Raw genomic sequence first — 15,561 nt, forward strand, 5'->3', positions numbered from 1 at the left:
AAGTCATAGGATGTTAGCGCGTTTGGGTTGCGAAGGGATTATCAGGATAACCAACATTCATCAGGCATAGCCCATCAGGTGGAGCCGTAGGGCCTGCTTTGCAGCGATTACGGGCCTCTAAGGCTGTTTTTACACGCTCGGGGGACCATTGATGATGGCCAACTAACGCTAACGTTCCCACCATATTGCGGACTTGATGATGGAGAAAAGAGCGTGCTTGTGTATCAATATACACAGCCTCTCCCGAGCGTGTGATGGTCAGCTCATCCAAGGTGCGGAGGGCATCACGCGCTTGGCAAGCGACAGCACGGAAGGATGTAAAATCGTGACTGCCGAGGAGGTGATTGGCCCCTTCCTGCATTGCCTCAATATCGAGCGGGGCGCGAATATGCCAGACAAAGCCCTCCTGCATCGCAGGCCGAGCCGGGCGGTTGAGGATGGTGTAACGATATCGCCGCCATGTTGCAGAGAAGCGGGCATTCCATCCATCCGGTGCGGGGGCAGCCTCTAAAATGGAGATAGGGTGGGGTTTGAGGTGATAGCCCAGCGCATCACGCACAGCTTTGCGGCTGAGCGGGGCATCTTCTGGGAAGTCTAAATGCGCGACAAGCCCCGCTGCATGCACGCCCGAATCCGTCCGCCCTGCCGTTACGCTGCTGACCTTGCGGCCCTGTGTGAGATGCTGCGCAGCTTCTTCAATCAGTTGTTGGACGGAAAGGCCGCTCTTTTGCCGCTGCCAGCCTACAAAGGGCCGTCCATCAAACTCAATACGAATAGCCCAGCGGCTAATACCGGGGGGAGCAGCATCAAACAAAGCGGGCCCCTTTGCTAAGCGTGGTACCGCGGAGGAAGGCGTCTCGTGCCATCATGGCTCGCCCCGGTTTTTGAATTTGCTCAATACGCAAACAGCCTTGCCCGCACGCAATGGTTAAAGCGTTATCCAATATGGTGCCCGGCATAGGGGATGCAGCGGTGAGAGCAGTGGCTTCGGCGTCATCCACTAGCGTTACGGCCCCAATGCGATAGCTTTGCTCATCCAATAAGGCATAGCTTCCTGGCCAAGGGATAAAGGCCCGGATTTGCCGCTCGATCTCATGGGCGGGGCGTGTCCAATCGATATGCCCATCTTTGCGTTCTAAGCGCGGAGCGTAGCAGCTTTGGGCATCATCTTGCGGGCGAGGGGTGGGGTGCTCGGCTAAAGCACGGACGATTAAACGCCCACCACTCTCCGCTAATTTATCATGCAAGCTCCCAGCGGTATCCGTGGGGGTGATGGGTGTGGCCTCGGAGAGAATGACCGCCCCCGTATCAAGCCCTTTATCCATCTGCATAATGCAGACACCGCTTTTTTCATCCCCAGCGCGAATGGCTGATTGGATGGGCGAAGCCCCCCGCCAACGCGGCAGGAGGCTGGCATGAATATTTAAGCACCCAAGGCGGGGAGCATTAAGAATCGCCTCTGGAAGAAGCAACCCATAGGCCGCCACAATCGCCGCATCTGCGTTGAAGGATTGGAAGATAGCCAGCTCTTCCTCATTATGGCGCAGTCTTTCTGGGGTGCGAACAGGAATGTTTAGCGCATCTGCGGCCTCATGCACGGGTTGCCGGCGTAATGACTTCCCCCGGCCTGCGGGGCGTGGGGGCTGGGTATAGACGGCCACAATATCATGGCCCGCTTTTATAAGCGCATGAAGGGCAGGGACGGCAAAATCCGGCGACCCCATGAAGATGAGGCGCATGGGTTTATCGTCTCCGTTTTTGTTCCTTCGCTAGACGCCGCATAATCATATTGCGTTTTAGCGAGGAGAGATGGTCCACAAATAAAATACCATCGAGATGGTCAATCTCATGTTGGATACAGGTGGCCAGTAAGCCCGATGCCTCTTGCTCAATGGTCTCACCAGCTAAATTACGATAGCGCACACGGATGGATTCCGGGCGGATAACCTCAGCATATTGGTTAGGGAGGGAGAGGCAGCCTTCCTCTCGCGCGGCGAGTGTCTCAGCAGAATCGATGATTTCTGGATTGATGAGGACCATCGGGTCGCGTGGTTCATCTTCGCGGGCAACATCGACAAGGACAAAGCGTTGGCTTAGGCCCACTTGTGGGGCCGCAAGGCCAATACCGGGGGCCTTATACATAGCCGAGAACATCCCCGGCAGAGCCTCACGAATCCCGCTCATATCCTCTGGTCGTACCTCATGGGCGACACGGCTGAGAACAGGTTGCGGCGCAACAAGAATTGACGTTGGGGCTATATCATCAAGCCGCTCAAGAAAATCTAAGTCTTTCATACGGCTATGTTAGCGGCTGGGCGGTGTTAATTCCAGCGTCTTCTTTGTATGCCTAATGAGGGAGGGCTTGCATCTTAGGAGGTGGATTATCATATCATGCAGCGTGGGGGATGCCTTTGGTAGGGTCGCCTGCTTGTTATCACGTCTCGCTCCTTGAGGAGGCCGTTTCGCTTATGTCGTCAGGACGTCTTTTTACATCCCCCATGTTTTTGGGGTTTGACCATTTGGAACAAATGCTTGAGCGTGCTTCAAAAACAGCATCAGACGGTTACCCGCCGTATAATATCGAGCAGTTAAGCCGTACGGCTCTGCGGATTACCCTTGCTGTGGCAGGGTTTGTGATGGATGATTTGCAGATTACCCAAGAGGATAATCAGCTCGTCATTCGTGGTCGCCAAGCTGATGACGCGCAGGGCCGCGTGTTCATCCATCGCGGGATTGCAGCGCGGCAGTTTCATAAAGCCTTTGTCTTAGCAGAAGGCATTGAGATTGCTGGGGCGTGGCTTGATAATGGCTTGCTGCATATCGACCTCCATCGCCCAGAGCCAGAGGTGCGGATAAAACACATTACCATCCAGCAAGGCAGTGCTGAGCTTGCCACTGCGATGCCCGATATAGCCCGCCGGGATGATGTAAGCCCCGCGCGTGACCTATCCCCTGTGATGGAGGAGGGGCCGTTTGGGCGGGAGTAAGAAGGGGAAGCCCACTCAAACTAAGTCCGCACATGATGTTATAGAGGAGATGCACGCCCGTGCCCGTGCGATGACAGGTGCGGAGCTGCGGGATTGGGGTCTGACAGAGGTCGCTTATCTGCGGCCTCTCCCCTATGAGGGAGCTTCCCTTGTGGCAATTTATGCCGCTGATGGCACACCCGTAGCGATTGCTGAGGATGAAGCCAGCGCGTTTGATGCCATCCTTGAGCAAGATATGGTGCCGACCTTCCTGCATTAGCCCTGGGATTAGAGGGAGAAGTTCTCCCCCAGATAGACGCGGCGAACGTCCTCGTTAGCCACAATGGCTTCCGGTGTGCCTTCCATTAAGACGCGCCCGCTATGGAGGATATAAGCGCGGTCAATCACTTCCAGCGTTTCGCGGACATTATGGTCAGTAATTAACACGCCAATGCCGCGATCTTTTAGGTGCGAGACAAGGTCGCGAATCTCACTCACCGCAATAGGATCAATCCCCGCTAGAGGCTCATCTAGGAGGATATAATTAGGCTGGCTAGCAAGAGCGCGGGCGATTTCTAGCCGCCGCCGCTCACCCCCTGATAGAGCAAGTGCAGGGGACCGCCGCAGCCGTGTAATACCAAACTCTGCAAGCAGGCCATCTAGCATAGCGTGGCGTTTGTCGCGGTCTTTCTCCACTGCTTCGAGCGCGACAAGAATATTTTGTTCAACATTTAACCCACGGAAGATGCTGGCCTCTTGGGGGAGATAGCCAACGCCTAAGCGTGCCCGGCGATACATGGGGAGGGGGGTAATATCAGCACCATCAAGGGTGATACTGCCCATATCGGCCTGCACAAGACCAACAATCATGTAAAAGCTGGTGGTTTTCCCTGCCCCATTCGGGCCAAGCAGCCCTACAGCCTCACCCCGTTGCACATGGAGGGAAACATCATGCACAACAGTGCGCTTTTTATAGCTCTTGGCAATGCCATGTGCGGCTAAGCCGGGGGTCTCGCTGATAAGGTCGGTAGTCATTGCTTGGTCTCATTTGGGACAATTAGGCCCTGTACAGGGTCACTAGAGCCAGAGAGCATGTGGGAAATGCCTGTTTTAAAATCCACAATCGCTTGGGAGCCGTTATTTTGATTCTGCCCTTGGGTGACATGCACATTACCCACCATACGGGCAAGTTGCGGCCCAGCTAGATACACCCCTCGGTCTCCCGTGGCGGTTTGTCGCTCGGTGCGGACGACCACATGCCCCCAACCGTAAGCGCGGTCTAGATTTGTGTCTTGTTGGTCAGAATTGTTAGCACTCTGCCCCTTTTGGCTGGCACGGTTAGCCGCCTTCTGGGCATCAGTGAGCTCAAAAGCTTGCATAATATCGGCGGTGATGCGTTTGCCGTCACTCGTATTGACAGTAGCATCTCCCCAGCCGATGGAGACGCGCGTATGGGGGTAATATTCCACAAGGTCGCGTGCGGTGAGGAGATGGCGTGGGCTTGTGAACTTCATGGCTTTGCCAGTCATCAGCATGACGCCTTTATCGACATCATAAAGCCCGTGATCCCCCCATCCTTGGTCCACAAGGTTATAGATATGGACATGCCCAAAGGCCTCTACGCGGTAAAGCTCCATATTCCCCGTATCGCTCTCTGTAGTTTGTGCGCTTTGGGGTTTGGGGCGGAGATAACCAACCAGCGTATCTGCATCCACAGTCATATCACCACGCTGGGCACGCGCTCCACCTGTGAGGGTAACGGTCTGGCGGTTATGGTCGTAAATCTCCTCCTTCTTCCAAAAGAGATGCACAACTTGCCCGTGTGATTGGTCGGGCATGACAGTATCAGCCGCATGAGCAGAGCAAGGGGCTGCAAGAAGGGAGGTGGCGAGTGTTAACCCGGCCACTGCCAGAGGAGTATAAGAGCGAGAGAGGACAGAAAAACGCATCATGCCCTCCTTATGGGCTTTTTACGGGTTTGGGAGAAGAGGGGGTGGGCGATAAATCAGCAAAATGATTCGTCTTTCCTGCCCCGATGAACTGAATCGTATTTGTTTGTTGGTCCATAAAAGCCCCTTCAGCGTCCTGTGTGCCAAAAGGCCCTTCTGCATGGACCCAATCATGCGTGGCGACAATTTGTTGTGGCAGGTCGATATCAGCCGTAGGGCTATTCAGCAATAAGCCATCACTGCGATAAAGGACAACATGGCCGGTTAGGGTCAATGTTTGTTCATGCTGGAGGTACATCCCTATATCAGCCCTCACATGAATCCATTGCCCGTTATGGAGCATAATATCGGCCACGGGGTCGGTCATATCAATGCGGTTATGCTCGCTTTGCTGGGCGATGCGCGCGGTGAGCGTGTAGGGCCGTTCATGCGAATCAATATCGTGATAAATAGCGTGTTCCATCATACCGCTATCAGTATGGGTATGGCGCATCATCTCTAAGATAGCTTTATTTTGGTGGATGAGATGATTGATTTCCGGCCAAATGGCAATGCAGAGCAGCATAAAAGCTGCAAAAGCTGGCAATCCCCATTTCGCCCGTTTGAATAATAGGCGGCGGCGGGCCATTGCGGCGGCAGAGGGCGGTGTACGCCGGCGCGCGAGGGCCTCTTGCCGTAATTGGGCTAGTTGCTGCGTTTTTGCTGCGCGGTCTGGGTCAAAATCATCTCGATTAGGAGGGGGAGCCTTCATGAGAGACCTGCCCGTAAAAGGTCATGGATATGGAGGATACCAAGAGGCCGGCGTTCTTCATCCAAGACGAACAAGCTGCTCACAGGGGTGGGACGGTGGCTCATAAGATGTTGCACCTCCTGTGCGCGGGCATGTGCTGTTGTGGTGAGCGGGCTGCGATTCATAATATCGGCTGCATAGGTTGCATCAAGGTCGCGCTCCAAAGCGGGGCGGAGGTCACCATCGCTGATAAAGCCACTTAGGCGGCCAGCTTCATCTAAAATGCCGATACAGCCAAAGCGTTTGCGCGTCATTTCTAAAATGATAGAACGCAGCGGCATGGTCTCTTGCCCGAGAGGCATCTCATCGCCGCTATGCATAAAGTCACTTACAGGGCGTAAGCGCGCGCCTAATGTGCCAGCAGGGTGCAGTTGGTGGAAATCGTCTTGATTAAACCCCCGGCGGCCTAAAAGGGCAATCGCTAGAGCATCACCCAGAGCGAGTTGCAGCAGGCAAGAGGTCGTAGGGGCTAGGCCCATTGGGCAGGCCTCGGGCACTTGTGGGAGGATAAGCGGAATCTGCACAGCACGAGCAAGGGTAGAGTCGGGATTGCTGGTGAGGGCAATTTGCACCAACCCCAATCGCGTCGCATGGAGGAGAATCGGGGCTAATTCATCCGTCTCGCCGGAGTTGGAAAGATAGAGGATGACATCGCCACGCTCGACCATGCCGAGGTCCCCATGTGCTGCCTCAGCAGCATGGAGAAAGAGCGAGGGGGTTCCCGTGGAGGCTAAGGTCGCGTTGATTTTACGCCCAATATGGCCAGACTTCCCCATCCCTGTGAGAACAAGGCGGCCTTTCATAGTGAGGATAGCCTCTAAAGCCGCCTCAAACCCTACCTGCATAGGCCCTTGCAAAGCGGCTTCAAGCTGCTCAAGCCCCTGACGCTCCATCAATAAGGCGTGGCAGGCTGTTGCGAGGGAGGGAGAGGTCATGAAGCAGTCGTATCAAGCGCGGTGAGCAAAAATATCCGACACATCATAGCCGAGAAGGTCTAGCTTTGCACGGGTGGGTAGAAACTCATAACAGTCTTGAGCAAGCTCACGCCGCTCTTCGCGGATGAGCATAGCTTCTAGCTTCTCCCAAAGGGCATGGAGGTACAACACATCAGAGGCTGCATAGTGGAGCTGCTCCTCTGTTAAATGCGGGTTCCCCCAATCGGAGCTTTGTTGCTGTTTGGACATCTCAATACCGAGAAGCTCCCGGCTGAGATAGGCAAGGCCATGCTTATCGGTGAATGTATAAACAAGCCGTGCGGCGATTTTTGTGCAGATGATTGCGTTAAGCGTGATGCCCAAATAATGCTGCAATACAGCGACATCAAAGCGAGCAAAATGCATCAGTTTGGTGACAGAGGCATCTTGCAATAAGGCTTTGAGATTCGGGCAATGATGATAGCCGCGCCCGCCAAGATGTTCCGGGATGAATTGGACAAGATGTGCCTGCCCATCCCCGCTTGAGAGTTGAACAAGGCATAGCCTATCGCGGTGAGGGTTAAGGCCCATTGTCTCGGTATCAATCGCGACAATTTTCCCTAGGTCCAATCCGTCCGGGAGGTCGCCCTCATGAAGATGAATGGCGTTGTGCGGAGTACTCATAAAACCACCGGATTGTCTAAGGGGAGAACACATCCCCCCACATGAGCGGGGAGAAAGCCTTGGTGCCCAGAAGAAGACTCGAACTTCCACGTCCTTGCGGACACAGGCACCTGAAGCCTGCGCGTCTACCAATTCCGCCATCTGGGCTTGAGGAGGGTTCTAAGAGGAACTGGTCTTTTTTGCAAGATGCTAAACAAGGCAGAGAGAAAAGGTCCGATTCGGAACTATTTTATAAAGAGAAACAAGTTAAGAATCATTCTTAGTAAGAATAGGAAGATAAAATTAGTCAGCAATGCTGTCTATTTTTCTATTTCGCATCTGTTTATGAAAAGGGCTTAGATTATATAGCGAGGGATGGGGCGTAAAATGGCTGAGCAGATGTTGCAATTTGTAAAATGGTCTCAAAAACGCCCCACAAAACGCTCTGCTGCGGAGAGACGCCGGGATTTTAGGGAGATTTATGAAGGTTTCCGCTCGGACGCTGCGCGGGAGCAAGCCTCTCGTTGTTCGCAATGCGGTATCCCTTATTGCACGGTGCATTGCCCGTTAGGCAATATCATCCCCGAATGGTTGCGCTTAGCGACAGAGGGACGGTTACAGGAGGCTTATGCGCTGTCCTCCCAAACCAATAGCTTCCCTGAGATTTGCGGGCGTATTTGTCCCCAAGATCGCCTTTGTGAGGGGAATTGCGTCATCCAACCCGGCTTTAAGAGCGTGACCATCGGGGCAGTAGAGCGGTACATTACCGAGACCGCTTTTGAGGAAGGCTGGGTGCAACCACGCACACCGCGCCATGAGATAGGGCAGAGTATCGGGATTGTTGGCTCTGGCCCGGCAGGTTTAGCCTGTGCCGAGCGGCTGCGCGCGGCGGGGTATGAGGTGCATGTTTATGAGCGGCAGGAGAAGCCCGGCGGGTTGCTCATGTACGGCATCCCCGGCTTTAAGCTGGATAAAAGCGTGGTGGAACGCCGCTGGAAGTTGCTGGAGGCACAAGGCATTATCTTTCATCTAGGCCAAGCGATTGGGCATGGTGAAGGGGCGATTGCGTTAGAGACCTTACGCCAGCAGCATGATGCTGTGTTTCTAGCGACAGGTGTGTATCGGGCGCGGCAGGTCAAAGCCCCCGGTGTGGGTTTAGCCAATGTGGTGGAGGCCCTGCCTTATCTTAAAGCCTCCCAAAGTGATGAAGCCACAACAGAGAGCCTTACAGCGCGGGGGGAGCGCGTTGTTGTGTTAGGTGGTGGTGATACGGCAATGGATTGTATGCGCACCGCTATTCGGCAAGGGGCGGCGGATGTGGTCTGCGCGTATCGGCGGGATCGTGACAATATGCCCGGCTCTCGCCAAGAAGTGCTCAATGCCGAGGAAGAAGGCGCGCGGTTTGAATGGATGCTCACTCCAGAGGCCTTCTTAGGCGATGGGCAGGTGGAAGCTGTGCGGCTGCGTGAGATGCGCCTTGGCGCGGCTGATGAGACAGGCCGTCGAGCCGTAGAGCCGACCGAGCAGGTGAGAGACCTTAAAGCCGATATGGTGATTTGCGCTTTGGGGTTTGAGGCAGAGCCTCTCCCCACCTTATGGGCAGAGCCAGACTTAGCGGTGACATCGTGGGGGACATTAGCTGTGGGGGAGCGTGGCTATGAGACGAGCCTACCCGGTGTGTTTGCTGGGGGGGATATTGTGCGCGGGGCGAGCTTGGTTGTGTGGGCTATTCGTGATGGGCGAGGGGCGGCAGACGCCATCATGAAGCATCTTTCTGCCTGCTCTGTGAGTGAAGAACCATCCGTTGGGGAGTGTGCCTAATGTCAGCCTCTTATAAACATTCTAAAAGCGCATCCTCTTCAGCCGAGACAGCGCAGGGTTTTGTGGCCTCTTATCAGGCGAATCTCCAACGGTTGGAAGGGTTGTACGACCCTCGCCAAGAGCATGATGCTTGCGGTGTTGGGCTGGTCGCAGCGATGGATGGCAAACCCAGCCGTGCCGTGGTGAAAGCGGGTATCGAGGCGTTAGGTAATATTTGGCATCGCGGTGCGGTAGATGCCGATGGCAAAACCGGGGATGGGGCGGGGATTCATGTCGAAATCCCGCAGAACTTCTTTGAAGATGCCATTCATAATGCGGGGGATTTACGGATTCAGGGCCGTATTTCTGTCGGGATGGTCTTTCTGCCTCGTACAGACCTTGCCGCGCAGGAGCGGTGCCGGCAGATTATTGAGACAGAAATCCTCAAATTTGGGTACGGGATTTATGGCTGGCGGCAAGTGCCGATTAATACAGCCTGCATTGGCGAAAAAGCGAATGAAACCCGCCCCGAGATTGAGCAGATTATGATTCGTAACGCGCTGGGGCGTGATGAGGAGACGCTCGAGCGTGACCTTTATATCATCCGCCGGCGTATTGAGAAGGTGGCCACACAGGCGCATGTGGATTTATATATCTGCTCTCTCTCATGCCGTTCTTTGATTTATAAGGGCATGTTCCTTGCGGAAAATCTGACGGATTTTTACCCTGATTTGCTTGATGAGCGTTTCATCTCTCGCTTTGCGATTTACCATCAGCGTTACTCCACCAATACCTTCCCAACATGGAAGCTCGCGCAGCCCTTCCGCAAGATTGCTCATAATGGAGAAATCAATACGCTTTCGGGCAATGTGAATTGGATGCGCGCGCATGAGACGCGCCTGAGCAGCCCTAAGCTTGATGCTTATATGGACGCCCTAAAACCGGTTGTGCAGGTTGCAGGTTCCGACACTGCGGCGTTGGATAATGTGTTCGAGCTGCTGACATTTGCGGGGCGTCATGCGCCTTTTGCTAAAGCGTTACTTATCCCCGCTGCTGCGGGGGCGAACTCGTCCCTCTCTAGCCGGGCGAAGGCGTTTTACCGTTATTGCAATGCCGTTATTGAGCCATGGGACGGCCCTGCGGCCTTATGTGGTACAGATGGCCGTTGGGTGATTGCGGGGTTGGATCGGGCAGGTCTTAGGCCCTTGCGCTACAGCCTCACAAAGGATGGGTTGCTGATTGTTGGCTCTGAGACGGGGATGGTCCGCGTGCCTGATGAGGCCATCGCACAACGGGGGCGGCTAGGACCGGGCCAAACCCTCGCGCTCGATTTGGATGAAGGGCGTTTTTACACACCTGATGATGTGCAAGAGCAGCTCATCACACGGCAGGATTATGAGGGCTGGATTAAAGAGGGCATCCAAGACCTTGCTCCTATAATGGCACAGGTGAGTGAGCCTGAGGGCATCGACCCTGAAACACTCCGCCGCCGTCAATTAGCGGTTAACCTCACTTATGAGGATATGGAAGCCACACTTCACCCGATGGTGGAAAATGGGAGCGAGGCCTTGGCCTCTATGGGTGATGATACGCCCTTGCAGGTGCTCTCGCGCTATTATCGTGGCCTATCGCATTATTTCCGCCAAGGCTTTAGCCAAGTTACTAACCCCCCGATTGATAGTTTGCGAGAGACGCGGGCTATGAGCCTTGTGACCCGCTTGGGGAATCTGGGCAATATCCTTGCGGAGGAAGCAAGCCAATGCCGGCTTCTTCAACTCTCTAGCCCGATTTTAACCAATGGGGAGTTCCATCGCCTTCAGGAGATGTGCGGTTCGCAGGGGGCAACGATTGATTGCACCTTCCCCGTAGCAGATGGGGAGGAGGGCATGCGCGCGGCTTTGACCCATCTATGCCAACAGGCTGAGGAGGCCGTGCGCGGCGGTTGTGCGCATCTCTTCCTCACAGATGAGCATAGTACGGCAGAGCGTGCCGCCGTGCCGATGGTGCTGGCTGTAGCGGCGGTGCATGTGCATCTCATCACGCATAGTTTGCGGACCTTCACCTCCGTGAATGTACGGGCCTCAGATGTGTTGGATGTTCATAGTCTAGCGGTGATGGTTGGTGTTGGGGCCTCGACTGTGAATCCGTGGTTGGCTCAGCAAAGCATTGCAGAGCGTCTCCGCCGGGGCCTGTTTGGCAAAATGACCCTTCGCCAAGCGATGGAGCAATACCGTAAGGCCGTGGATAAAGGCCTTTTGAAGATTATGTCCAAAGCGGGGATTTCGGTCGTCTCGGCTTATCGTGGGGGCTATAATTTCGAGGCAATTGGCCTGTCGCGTGCTTTGGTGGCGGAGTTCTTCCCCGGTATGGCCTCGCGTATCTCGGGTATTGGGCTGCCGGGCATCGCGCGTAATGTCATCAAGGCGCATAAACGCGCATGGCAAGCGGCGAATATTTCACCCCTGCCCATTGGGGGACGGTATAAAATCCGCCCCGGTGGGGAGGCTCATTCCTTCTCGGCGAGTGCTGTGCATATGCTGCAAACGGCAGTGCAGGCCAATAGTTACAAGCTCTTTCGCCGTTATGTTGAGACGTTGGAAGCCCAAGAGCCTGTTGCTCTGCGTGACTTGTTGGATTTCCGCTCCACCGCGCGGCCTATTGATGTTGATGATGTTGAAGGCATCACTCAAATTCGCCGCCGCTTGGTGGCACCGGGTATTTCCCTCGGGGCTTTAAGCCCTGAAGCGCACGAGACCTTAGCCATCGCCATGAATCGCATCGGTGCGAAGTCTGATTCCGGCGAGGGGGGGGAGGACCCGGCGCGGGCGATGCCGCGGCCAAATGGGGATAATGCGTCCTCTGCGATTAAGCAGGTTGCCTCGGGGCGTTTTGGTGTTACGGCAGAATATCTCAATAATTGCCGCGAGCTGGAGATTAAGGTTGCTCAAGGGGCAAAACCGGGGGAAGGGGGCCAGCTTCCGGGCTTTAAAGTGACAGAGCTGATTGCACGCTTGCGCCATGCAACACCGGGTGTGACGTTGATTTCTCCACCCCCGCATCATGATATTTACTCCATCGAGGACCTCGCCCAGCTGATTTATGACCTCAAACAAATCAATCCAGAGGCCAGCGTGACGGTCAAGCTTGTGGCACGGACAGGCATCGGCACGATTGCTGCTGGTGTGGCGAAAGCCAAAGCGGATGCGATTTTGATTTCTGGTCATTCAGGCGGGACAGGGGCGAGTGCCCAATCCTCCATCTATTATGCAGGCTTACCATGGGAGATGGGGTTGAGTGAGACGCATCAGGTGTTGATGCTTAATCGCTTGCGTCATCGGTTGAAGTTGCGTGTGGATGGCGGGATTAAAACCGGGCGTGATGTCGTCATGGCCGCGATGTTAGGGGCGGAGGAGTTCGGCATCGGTACGGCGGCTCTGGTAGCGATGGGCTGTATCATGGTGCGGCAATGCCATACCAACACCTGCCCTGTTGGGGTATGCGTGCAGGATGAGGAGCTGCGTAAGAAGTTTGAGGGCACACCAGAGAAGGTGATTAACCTCTTTACCCTCATTGCCGAGGATGTTCGTAATATCCTTGCACGTTTAGGCTTCCGCTCCCTTGATGAGATTATCGGGCGGACAGATTTGCTGCATCAGGTCTATCGTGGCTCGGATTATTTGGATGATTTGGACTTAAACGCGCTGCTCGTACAGGCCGATACGGGTGGTTTTGCCCGCCATTGCACCCTAGAGGGCCGTAATGAAGTGCCTGACACGCTTGATGCGCAGATTATTGCTGATGCTCAACCACTCTTTGAGCGGCGCGAGAAATTGCATCTTCATTATATTGTCCGCAATACACATCGCGCGGTGGGGACGCGTCTTTCCTCCCTCATCACCCGCCGCTTTGGGATGGCAAGTCTGCCAGAAGGGCACCTCACATTGTCGTTGCGCGGCTCTGCGGGGCAATCGCTAGGGGCTTTTGCCGTGCAAGGGCTACGCATTGAGGTAGAGGGGGATGCGAATGATTATGTTGGCAAAGGCCTCTCTGGGGCGACCTTAGTGCTGCGGCCTAGCAAAGCCACACCTTGTGCGACAGAGAAGAACGCCATCATCGGCAATACGGTGCTTTATGGGGCCACGGCGGGGGCATTATTTGCCGCTGGGCAAGCGGGGGAGCGATTTGCTGTGCGTAACTCCGGTGCTATTGCCGTGGTGGAGGGCTGTGGCTCTAATGGTTGTGAATATATGACCGGCGGGACAGTCGTTGTGCTGGGTAAAGCGGGCGATAATTTTGGGGCAGGCTTTACCGGTGGAACAGCTTATGTGCTGGACCGGGAAGGGGACTTCCTCAAACGGGTGAATCACGACACGGTGATGTGCCAGCCCGTGACAGCACAACGCTGGAAGGACGAGCTACGCACCTTTGTAGAGCGGCACGAGCGTGAGACAGGCAGTGCCTATGCAGCGGACTTACTGCACCATTGGGATGAGATGATGCCGCATTTTTGGCATGTCGTGCCGAAGGATTATGCTCGCATCATTGGCTATGAGGAGGCGGATTTAAAAAATCTTTCGGCCTAATTTAGCCTAATGAGGTTGGGAGAGTGATAAAGGGTGTTTTCAGAGGCTGCTTGCTTGCGGTAGTCTGACAGCATGATAACATCTTTTCTCACCTCGCCTTCGTCTGTCTCAGCCTCTGGCCCGGTTGCGGCCCCACGCTGGGATTTGTCAGACCTCTATATCTCACCAGAGGACCCAGCCCTTGAGTCGGACTTCATCCGCTTAACAGCGGAGGCTCAGAGCTTTGAGACCCGCTGGAAGGGTAAACTTGGCAAAGCCTCCGCTGCGGAGCTGGCCCATGCCCTGCAAGGGTATGAGGTGATAGAGGAGGGGCTCGGGAAGATTGGCTCTTATGCTCAGCTTCTCTTTGCGGCCCATACGACAGAGGCCAGCGTAGGGCGGTTTGCCCAGAGCGTGCGTGAGCGTCTAACGGCTCTTTCGGCTCATCTGCTCTTTTTCCCCTTGGAGCTAAACCGGCTTGATGATGCTGTTTTAGAGGCTGGCTTTCAGGAGAATAAAGACCTCGCCTCATGGCAATCTTATCTGCGGGATTTACGTGTCTTTCGGCCTTATCAGCTCTCTGATGAGGTAGAGCGTGTATTGATGGATATGGCCGTGTCTGGTCGTAATGCGTGGGTGCGTCTTTTTGATGAGACCATGGCCGGGTTGATGGTCCATTTTGAGGGGAAAGACCAGCCCCTTGGTGATGTGTTCAATTACCTTACCGATAGTCAGCGTGAGCGGCGGGAGGCCGCGGCAAAGGCCATTAGTGCGACATTAGCAGCGGAGAATAAGCTGCTTGTTGGTATTACCAACACCTTAGCAAAGGATAAAGCCACAACTGATGCCATGCGCGGTTATCCGCGCCCTGTGAGCAGCCGTAACCGGGCCAATATGGTGGAGGATGAGGTTGTTGATGCGCTGGTGGATGCTGTGCAGGCGGCTTTCCCGCGTTTATCGCACCGCTATTACAGCATGAAGGCCCGTTGGCTGGGGTTAGAGCAGCTGGAGCATTGGGACCGTAACGCCCCTCTGCCAGATGTTCAGGATAAACGGCTAAGCTGGGATGAGGGCAAGGCTATTGTTCATCGCGCTTATCAGGATTTTGATGAGGAGATGGGCCGTCATGCTCATAGTTTTTTGAGCAATCCATGGATTGATGCGGCAGCAGTGCCGGGTAAGTCCTCCGGGGCGTTTGCGCATCCTGTTGTGCCGTCTGTCCATCCTTATTTATTGATGAATTATCATGGCCGCCCGCGCGATGTGATGACCTTAGCCCATGAGATGGGTCATGGGATTCATCAGATGTTAGCAGGGCAGAAGCAGGGCTATTTACGCTCCAATACGCCTTTAACGTTGGCAGAGACAGCCTCAGTTTTTGGGGAGATGTTGACTTTCCAATCTCTATTGGATGGGGAGAGTGACGCTAAATGCCGCCATCATCTCCTCGCATCCAAAGTGGAGGATATGCTCAATACTGTGGTGCGGCAAATTGCTTTTTACCTCTTTGAGGTACAGGTCCATGATGAACGCCGCAAAGGGGAAATCCCTGCCGAGCGTTTAGGGGAAATCTGGCGTGATGTGCAAACGCGCAGCTTAGGGCCGGCCTTCCATTTCACCCCGGATTATGACCTTTATTGGTCATATATCCCACATTTCATTCATTCGCCTTTTTATGTCTATGCTTATGCGTTTGGCGATTGTTTGGTGAATGCCCTTTATGGTGTGTACCAGGATAGTCCCGCAGGTTTTGCCGGTAAGTATAAGGAGATGTTGGCCGCTGGGGGGACGTTGCGTCACCAAGAGCTGCTCGCTCCTTTTGGGTTGAATGCGGGTGATCCATCCTTCTGGACGCGTGGGTTGGATGTGATTTCTGGCCTTATTGACCAGCTTGAGGCCACGCCTCATTCCTAAAAG

13 protein-coding genes and 1 tRNA gene are annotated in these 15,561 nt (G+C 54.7%); 5 read left to right on the plus strand and 9 right to left on the minus strand.

All coding sequences use genetic code 11. The features are described from left to right. Window positions 1-13 precede the first annotated feature (13 nt). Genes truA through def form a run of 3 tightly spaced genes read right to left on the minus strand, consistent with a single transcriptional unit; the run spans window position 14 to window position 2,295 of the window. Window positions 14-814: a tRNA pseudouridine(38-40) synthase TruA gene (gene truA, locus GM556_RS02640; RefSeq protein ID WP_155579173.1), complete on the minus strand. Its 801-nt coding sequence runs from the start codon at window positions 812-814 to the stop codon at window positions 14-16. Further along, window positions 807-1,739, minus strand: a complete 933-nt coding sequence (gene fmt / locus GM556_RS02645; RefSeq protein ID WP_155579174.1) for a methionyl-tRNA formyltransferase — start codon at window positions 1,737-1,739, stop codon at window positions 807-809. The genes truA and fmt overlap by 8 nt, the downstream gene beginning before the upstream one ends. A 4-nt stretch (window positions 1,740-1,743) precedes the next feature. Continuing rightward, the gene (gene def / locus GM556_RS02650) at window positions 1,744-2,295 is read right to left on the minus strand and encodes a peptide deformylase (RefSeq protein ID WP_155572961.1); all 552 of its coding nucleotides are present in this window, start codon (window positions 2,293-2,295) and stop codon (window positions 1,744-1,746) included. A gap of 173 nt (window positions 2,296-2,468) precedes the next feature. Between def and GM556_RS02655 the strand changes: the two genes are divergently transcribed. Together GM556_RS02655 and GM556_RS02660 are read left to right on the plus strand one after the other, a co-directional pair. Continuing rightward, a complete protein-coding gene (locus GM556_RS02655; RefSeq protein ID WP_230873253.1) occupies window positions 2,469-2,987 on the plus strand; it encodes an Hsp20 family protein in 519 nt (172 codons plus the stop codon). A gap of 49 nt (window positions 2,988-3,036) precedes the next feature. Then, window positions 3,037-3,246: a DUF1150 family protein gene (locus GM556_RS02660; protein WP_155579175.1), complete on the plus strand. Its 210-nt coding sequence runs from the start codon at window positions 3,037-3,039 to the stop codon at window positions 3,244-3,246. 8 nt (window positions 3,247-3,254) lie between these two features. Here the strand turns inward: GM556_RS02660 and lptB are convergent, their stop codons facing one another. From lptB to GM556_RS02690, 6 genes are all read right to left on the minus strand, one after another. Continuing rightward, window positions 3,255-4,001 carry an LPS export ABC transporter ATP-binding protein gene (lptB, locus tag GM556_RS02665; protein WP_155572963.1) on the minus strand — a complete coding sequence of 249 codons (747 nt, stop codon included), beginning with the start codon at window positions 3,999-4,001 and terminating at the stop codon, window positions 3,255-3,257. Beyond that, complete coding sequence (locus tag GM556_RS02670; RefSeq protein WP_230873254.1) at window positions 3,998-4,918, minus strand: LptA/OstA family protein; 921 nt, start codon at window positions 4,916-4,918, stop codon at window positions 3,998-4,000. Before GM556_RS02670 ends, lptB begins: the two co-directional genes overlap by 4 nt. A gap of 7 nt (window positions 4,919-4,925) precedes the next feature. After that, window positions 4,926-5,666, minus strand: a complete 741-nt coding sequence (lptC, locus tag GM556_RS02675; protein WP_155572964.1) for an LPS export ABC transporter periplasmic protein LptC — start codon at window positions 5,664-5,666, stop codon at window positions 4,926-4,928. Beyond that, window positions 5,663-6,640 carry an SIS domain-containing protein gene (locus GM556_RS02680; protein WP_155572965.1) on the minus strand — a complete coding sequence of 326 codons (978 nt, stop codon included), beginning with the start codon at window positions 6,638-6,640 and terminating at the stop codon, window positions 5,663-5,665. Before GM556_RS02680 ends, lptC begins: the two co-directional genes overlap by 4 nt. 12 nt (window positions 6,641-6,652) lie before the next feature. Beyond that, window positions 6,653-7,303, minus strand: a complete 651-nt coding sequence (locus tag GM556_RS02685) for a ribonuclease D (RefSeq protein ID WP_155579176.1) — start codon at window positions 7,301-7,303, stop codon at window positions 6,653-6,655. 60 nt (window positions 7,304-7,363) lie between these two features. Next, a tRNA-Leu gene (locus tag GM556_RS02690) sits at window positions 7,364-7,450 on the minus strand. 219 nt (window positions 7,451-7,669) lie between these two features. Here GM556_RS02690 and GM556_RS02695 point away from each other — a divergent pair. From GM556_RS02695 to GM556_RS02705, 3 genes are all read left to right on the plus strand, one after another. After that, window positions 7,670-9,103 carry an NAD(P)-dependent oxidoreductase gene (locus GM556_RS02695; RefSeq protein ID WP_155579177.1) on the plus strand — a complete coding sequence of 478 codons (1,434 nt, stop codon included), beginning with the start codon at window positions 7,670-7,672 and terminating at the stop codon, window positions 9,101-9,103. After that, window positions 9,103-13,665, plus strand: a complete 4,563-nt coding sequence (gltB, locus tag GM556_RS02700) for a glutamate synthase large subunit (protein ID WP_155579178.1) — start codon at window positions 9,103-9,105, stop codon at window positions 13,663-13,665. Before GM556_RS02695 ends, gltB begins: the two co-directional genes overlap by 1 nt. Window positions 13,666-13,737: 72 nt before the next feature. Continuing rightward, window positions 13,738-15,558, plus strand: a complete 1,821-nt coding sequence (locus GM556_RS02705; protein ID WP_155579179.1) for a M3 family oligoendopeptidase — start codon at window positions 13,738-13,740, stop codon at window positions 15,556-15,558. The last annotated feature ends 3 nt before the right edge of the window (window positions 15,559-15,561 follow it).

It is taken from the genome of Bombella sp. ESL0378 (assembly GCF_009725845.1).
GTDB lineage: Bacteria > Pseudomonadota > Alphaproteobacteria > Acetobacterales > Acetobacteraceae > Bombella > Bombella pollinis.

Excerpts from the sequence above, each read along its gene's own strand:
- GM556_RS02660 (WP_155579175.1), top strand. The coding sequence starts at position 3,037 with ATGCACGCCCGTGCCCGTGCGATGACAGGTGCGGAGCTGCGGGATTGG.
- def (WP_155572961.1), bottom strand. The coding sequence starts at position 2,295 with ATGAAAGACTTAGATTTTCTTGAGCGGCTTGATGATATAGCCCCAACG.
- gltB (WP_155579178.1), top strand. The coding sequence starts at position 9,103 with ATGTCAGCCTCTTATAAACATTCTAAAAGCGCATCCTCTTCAGCCGAG.
- GM556_RS02695 (WP_155579177.1), top strand. The coding sequence starts at position 7,670 with ATGGCTGAGCAGATGTTGCAATTTGTAAAATGGTCTCAAAAACGCCCC.
- GM556_RS02680 (WP_155572965.1), bottom strand. The coding sequence starts at position 6,640 with ATGACCTCTCCCTCCCTCGCAACAGCCTGCCACGCCTTATTGATGGAG.
- lptC (WP_155572964.1), bottom strand. The coding sequence starts at position 5,666 with ATGAAGGCTCCCCCTCCTAATCGAGATGATTTTGACCCAGACCGCGCA.
- GM556_RS02655 (WP_230873253.1), top strand. The coding sequence starts at position 2,469 with ATGTCGTCAGGACGTCTTTTTACATCCCCCATGTTTTTGGGGTTTGAC.
- lptB (WP_155572963.1), bottom strand. The coding sequence starts at position 4,001 with ATGACTACCGACCTTATCAGCGAGACCCCCGGCTTAGCCGCACATGGC.
- fmt (WP_155579174.1), bottom strand. The coding sequence starts at position 1,739 with ATGCGCCTCATCTTCATGGGGTCGCCGGATTTTGCCGTCCCTGCCCTT.
- GM556_RS02705 (WP_155579179.1), top strand. The coding sequence starts at position 13,738 with ATGATAACATCTTTTCTCACCTCGCCTTCGTCTGTCTCAGCCTCTGGC.
- GM556_RS02685 (WP_155579176.1), bottom strand. The coding sequence starts at position 7,303 with ATGAGTACTCCGCACAACGCCATTCATCTTCATGAGGGCGACCTCCCG.
- GM556_RS02670 (WP_230873254.1), bottom strand. The coding sequence starts at position 4,918 with ATGATGCGTTTTTCTGTCCTCTCTCGCTCTTATACTCCTCTGGCAGTG.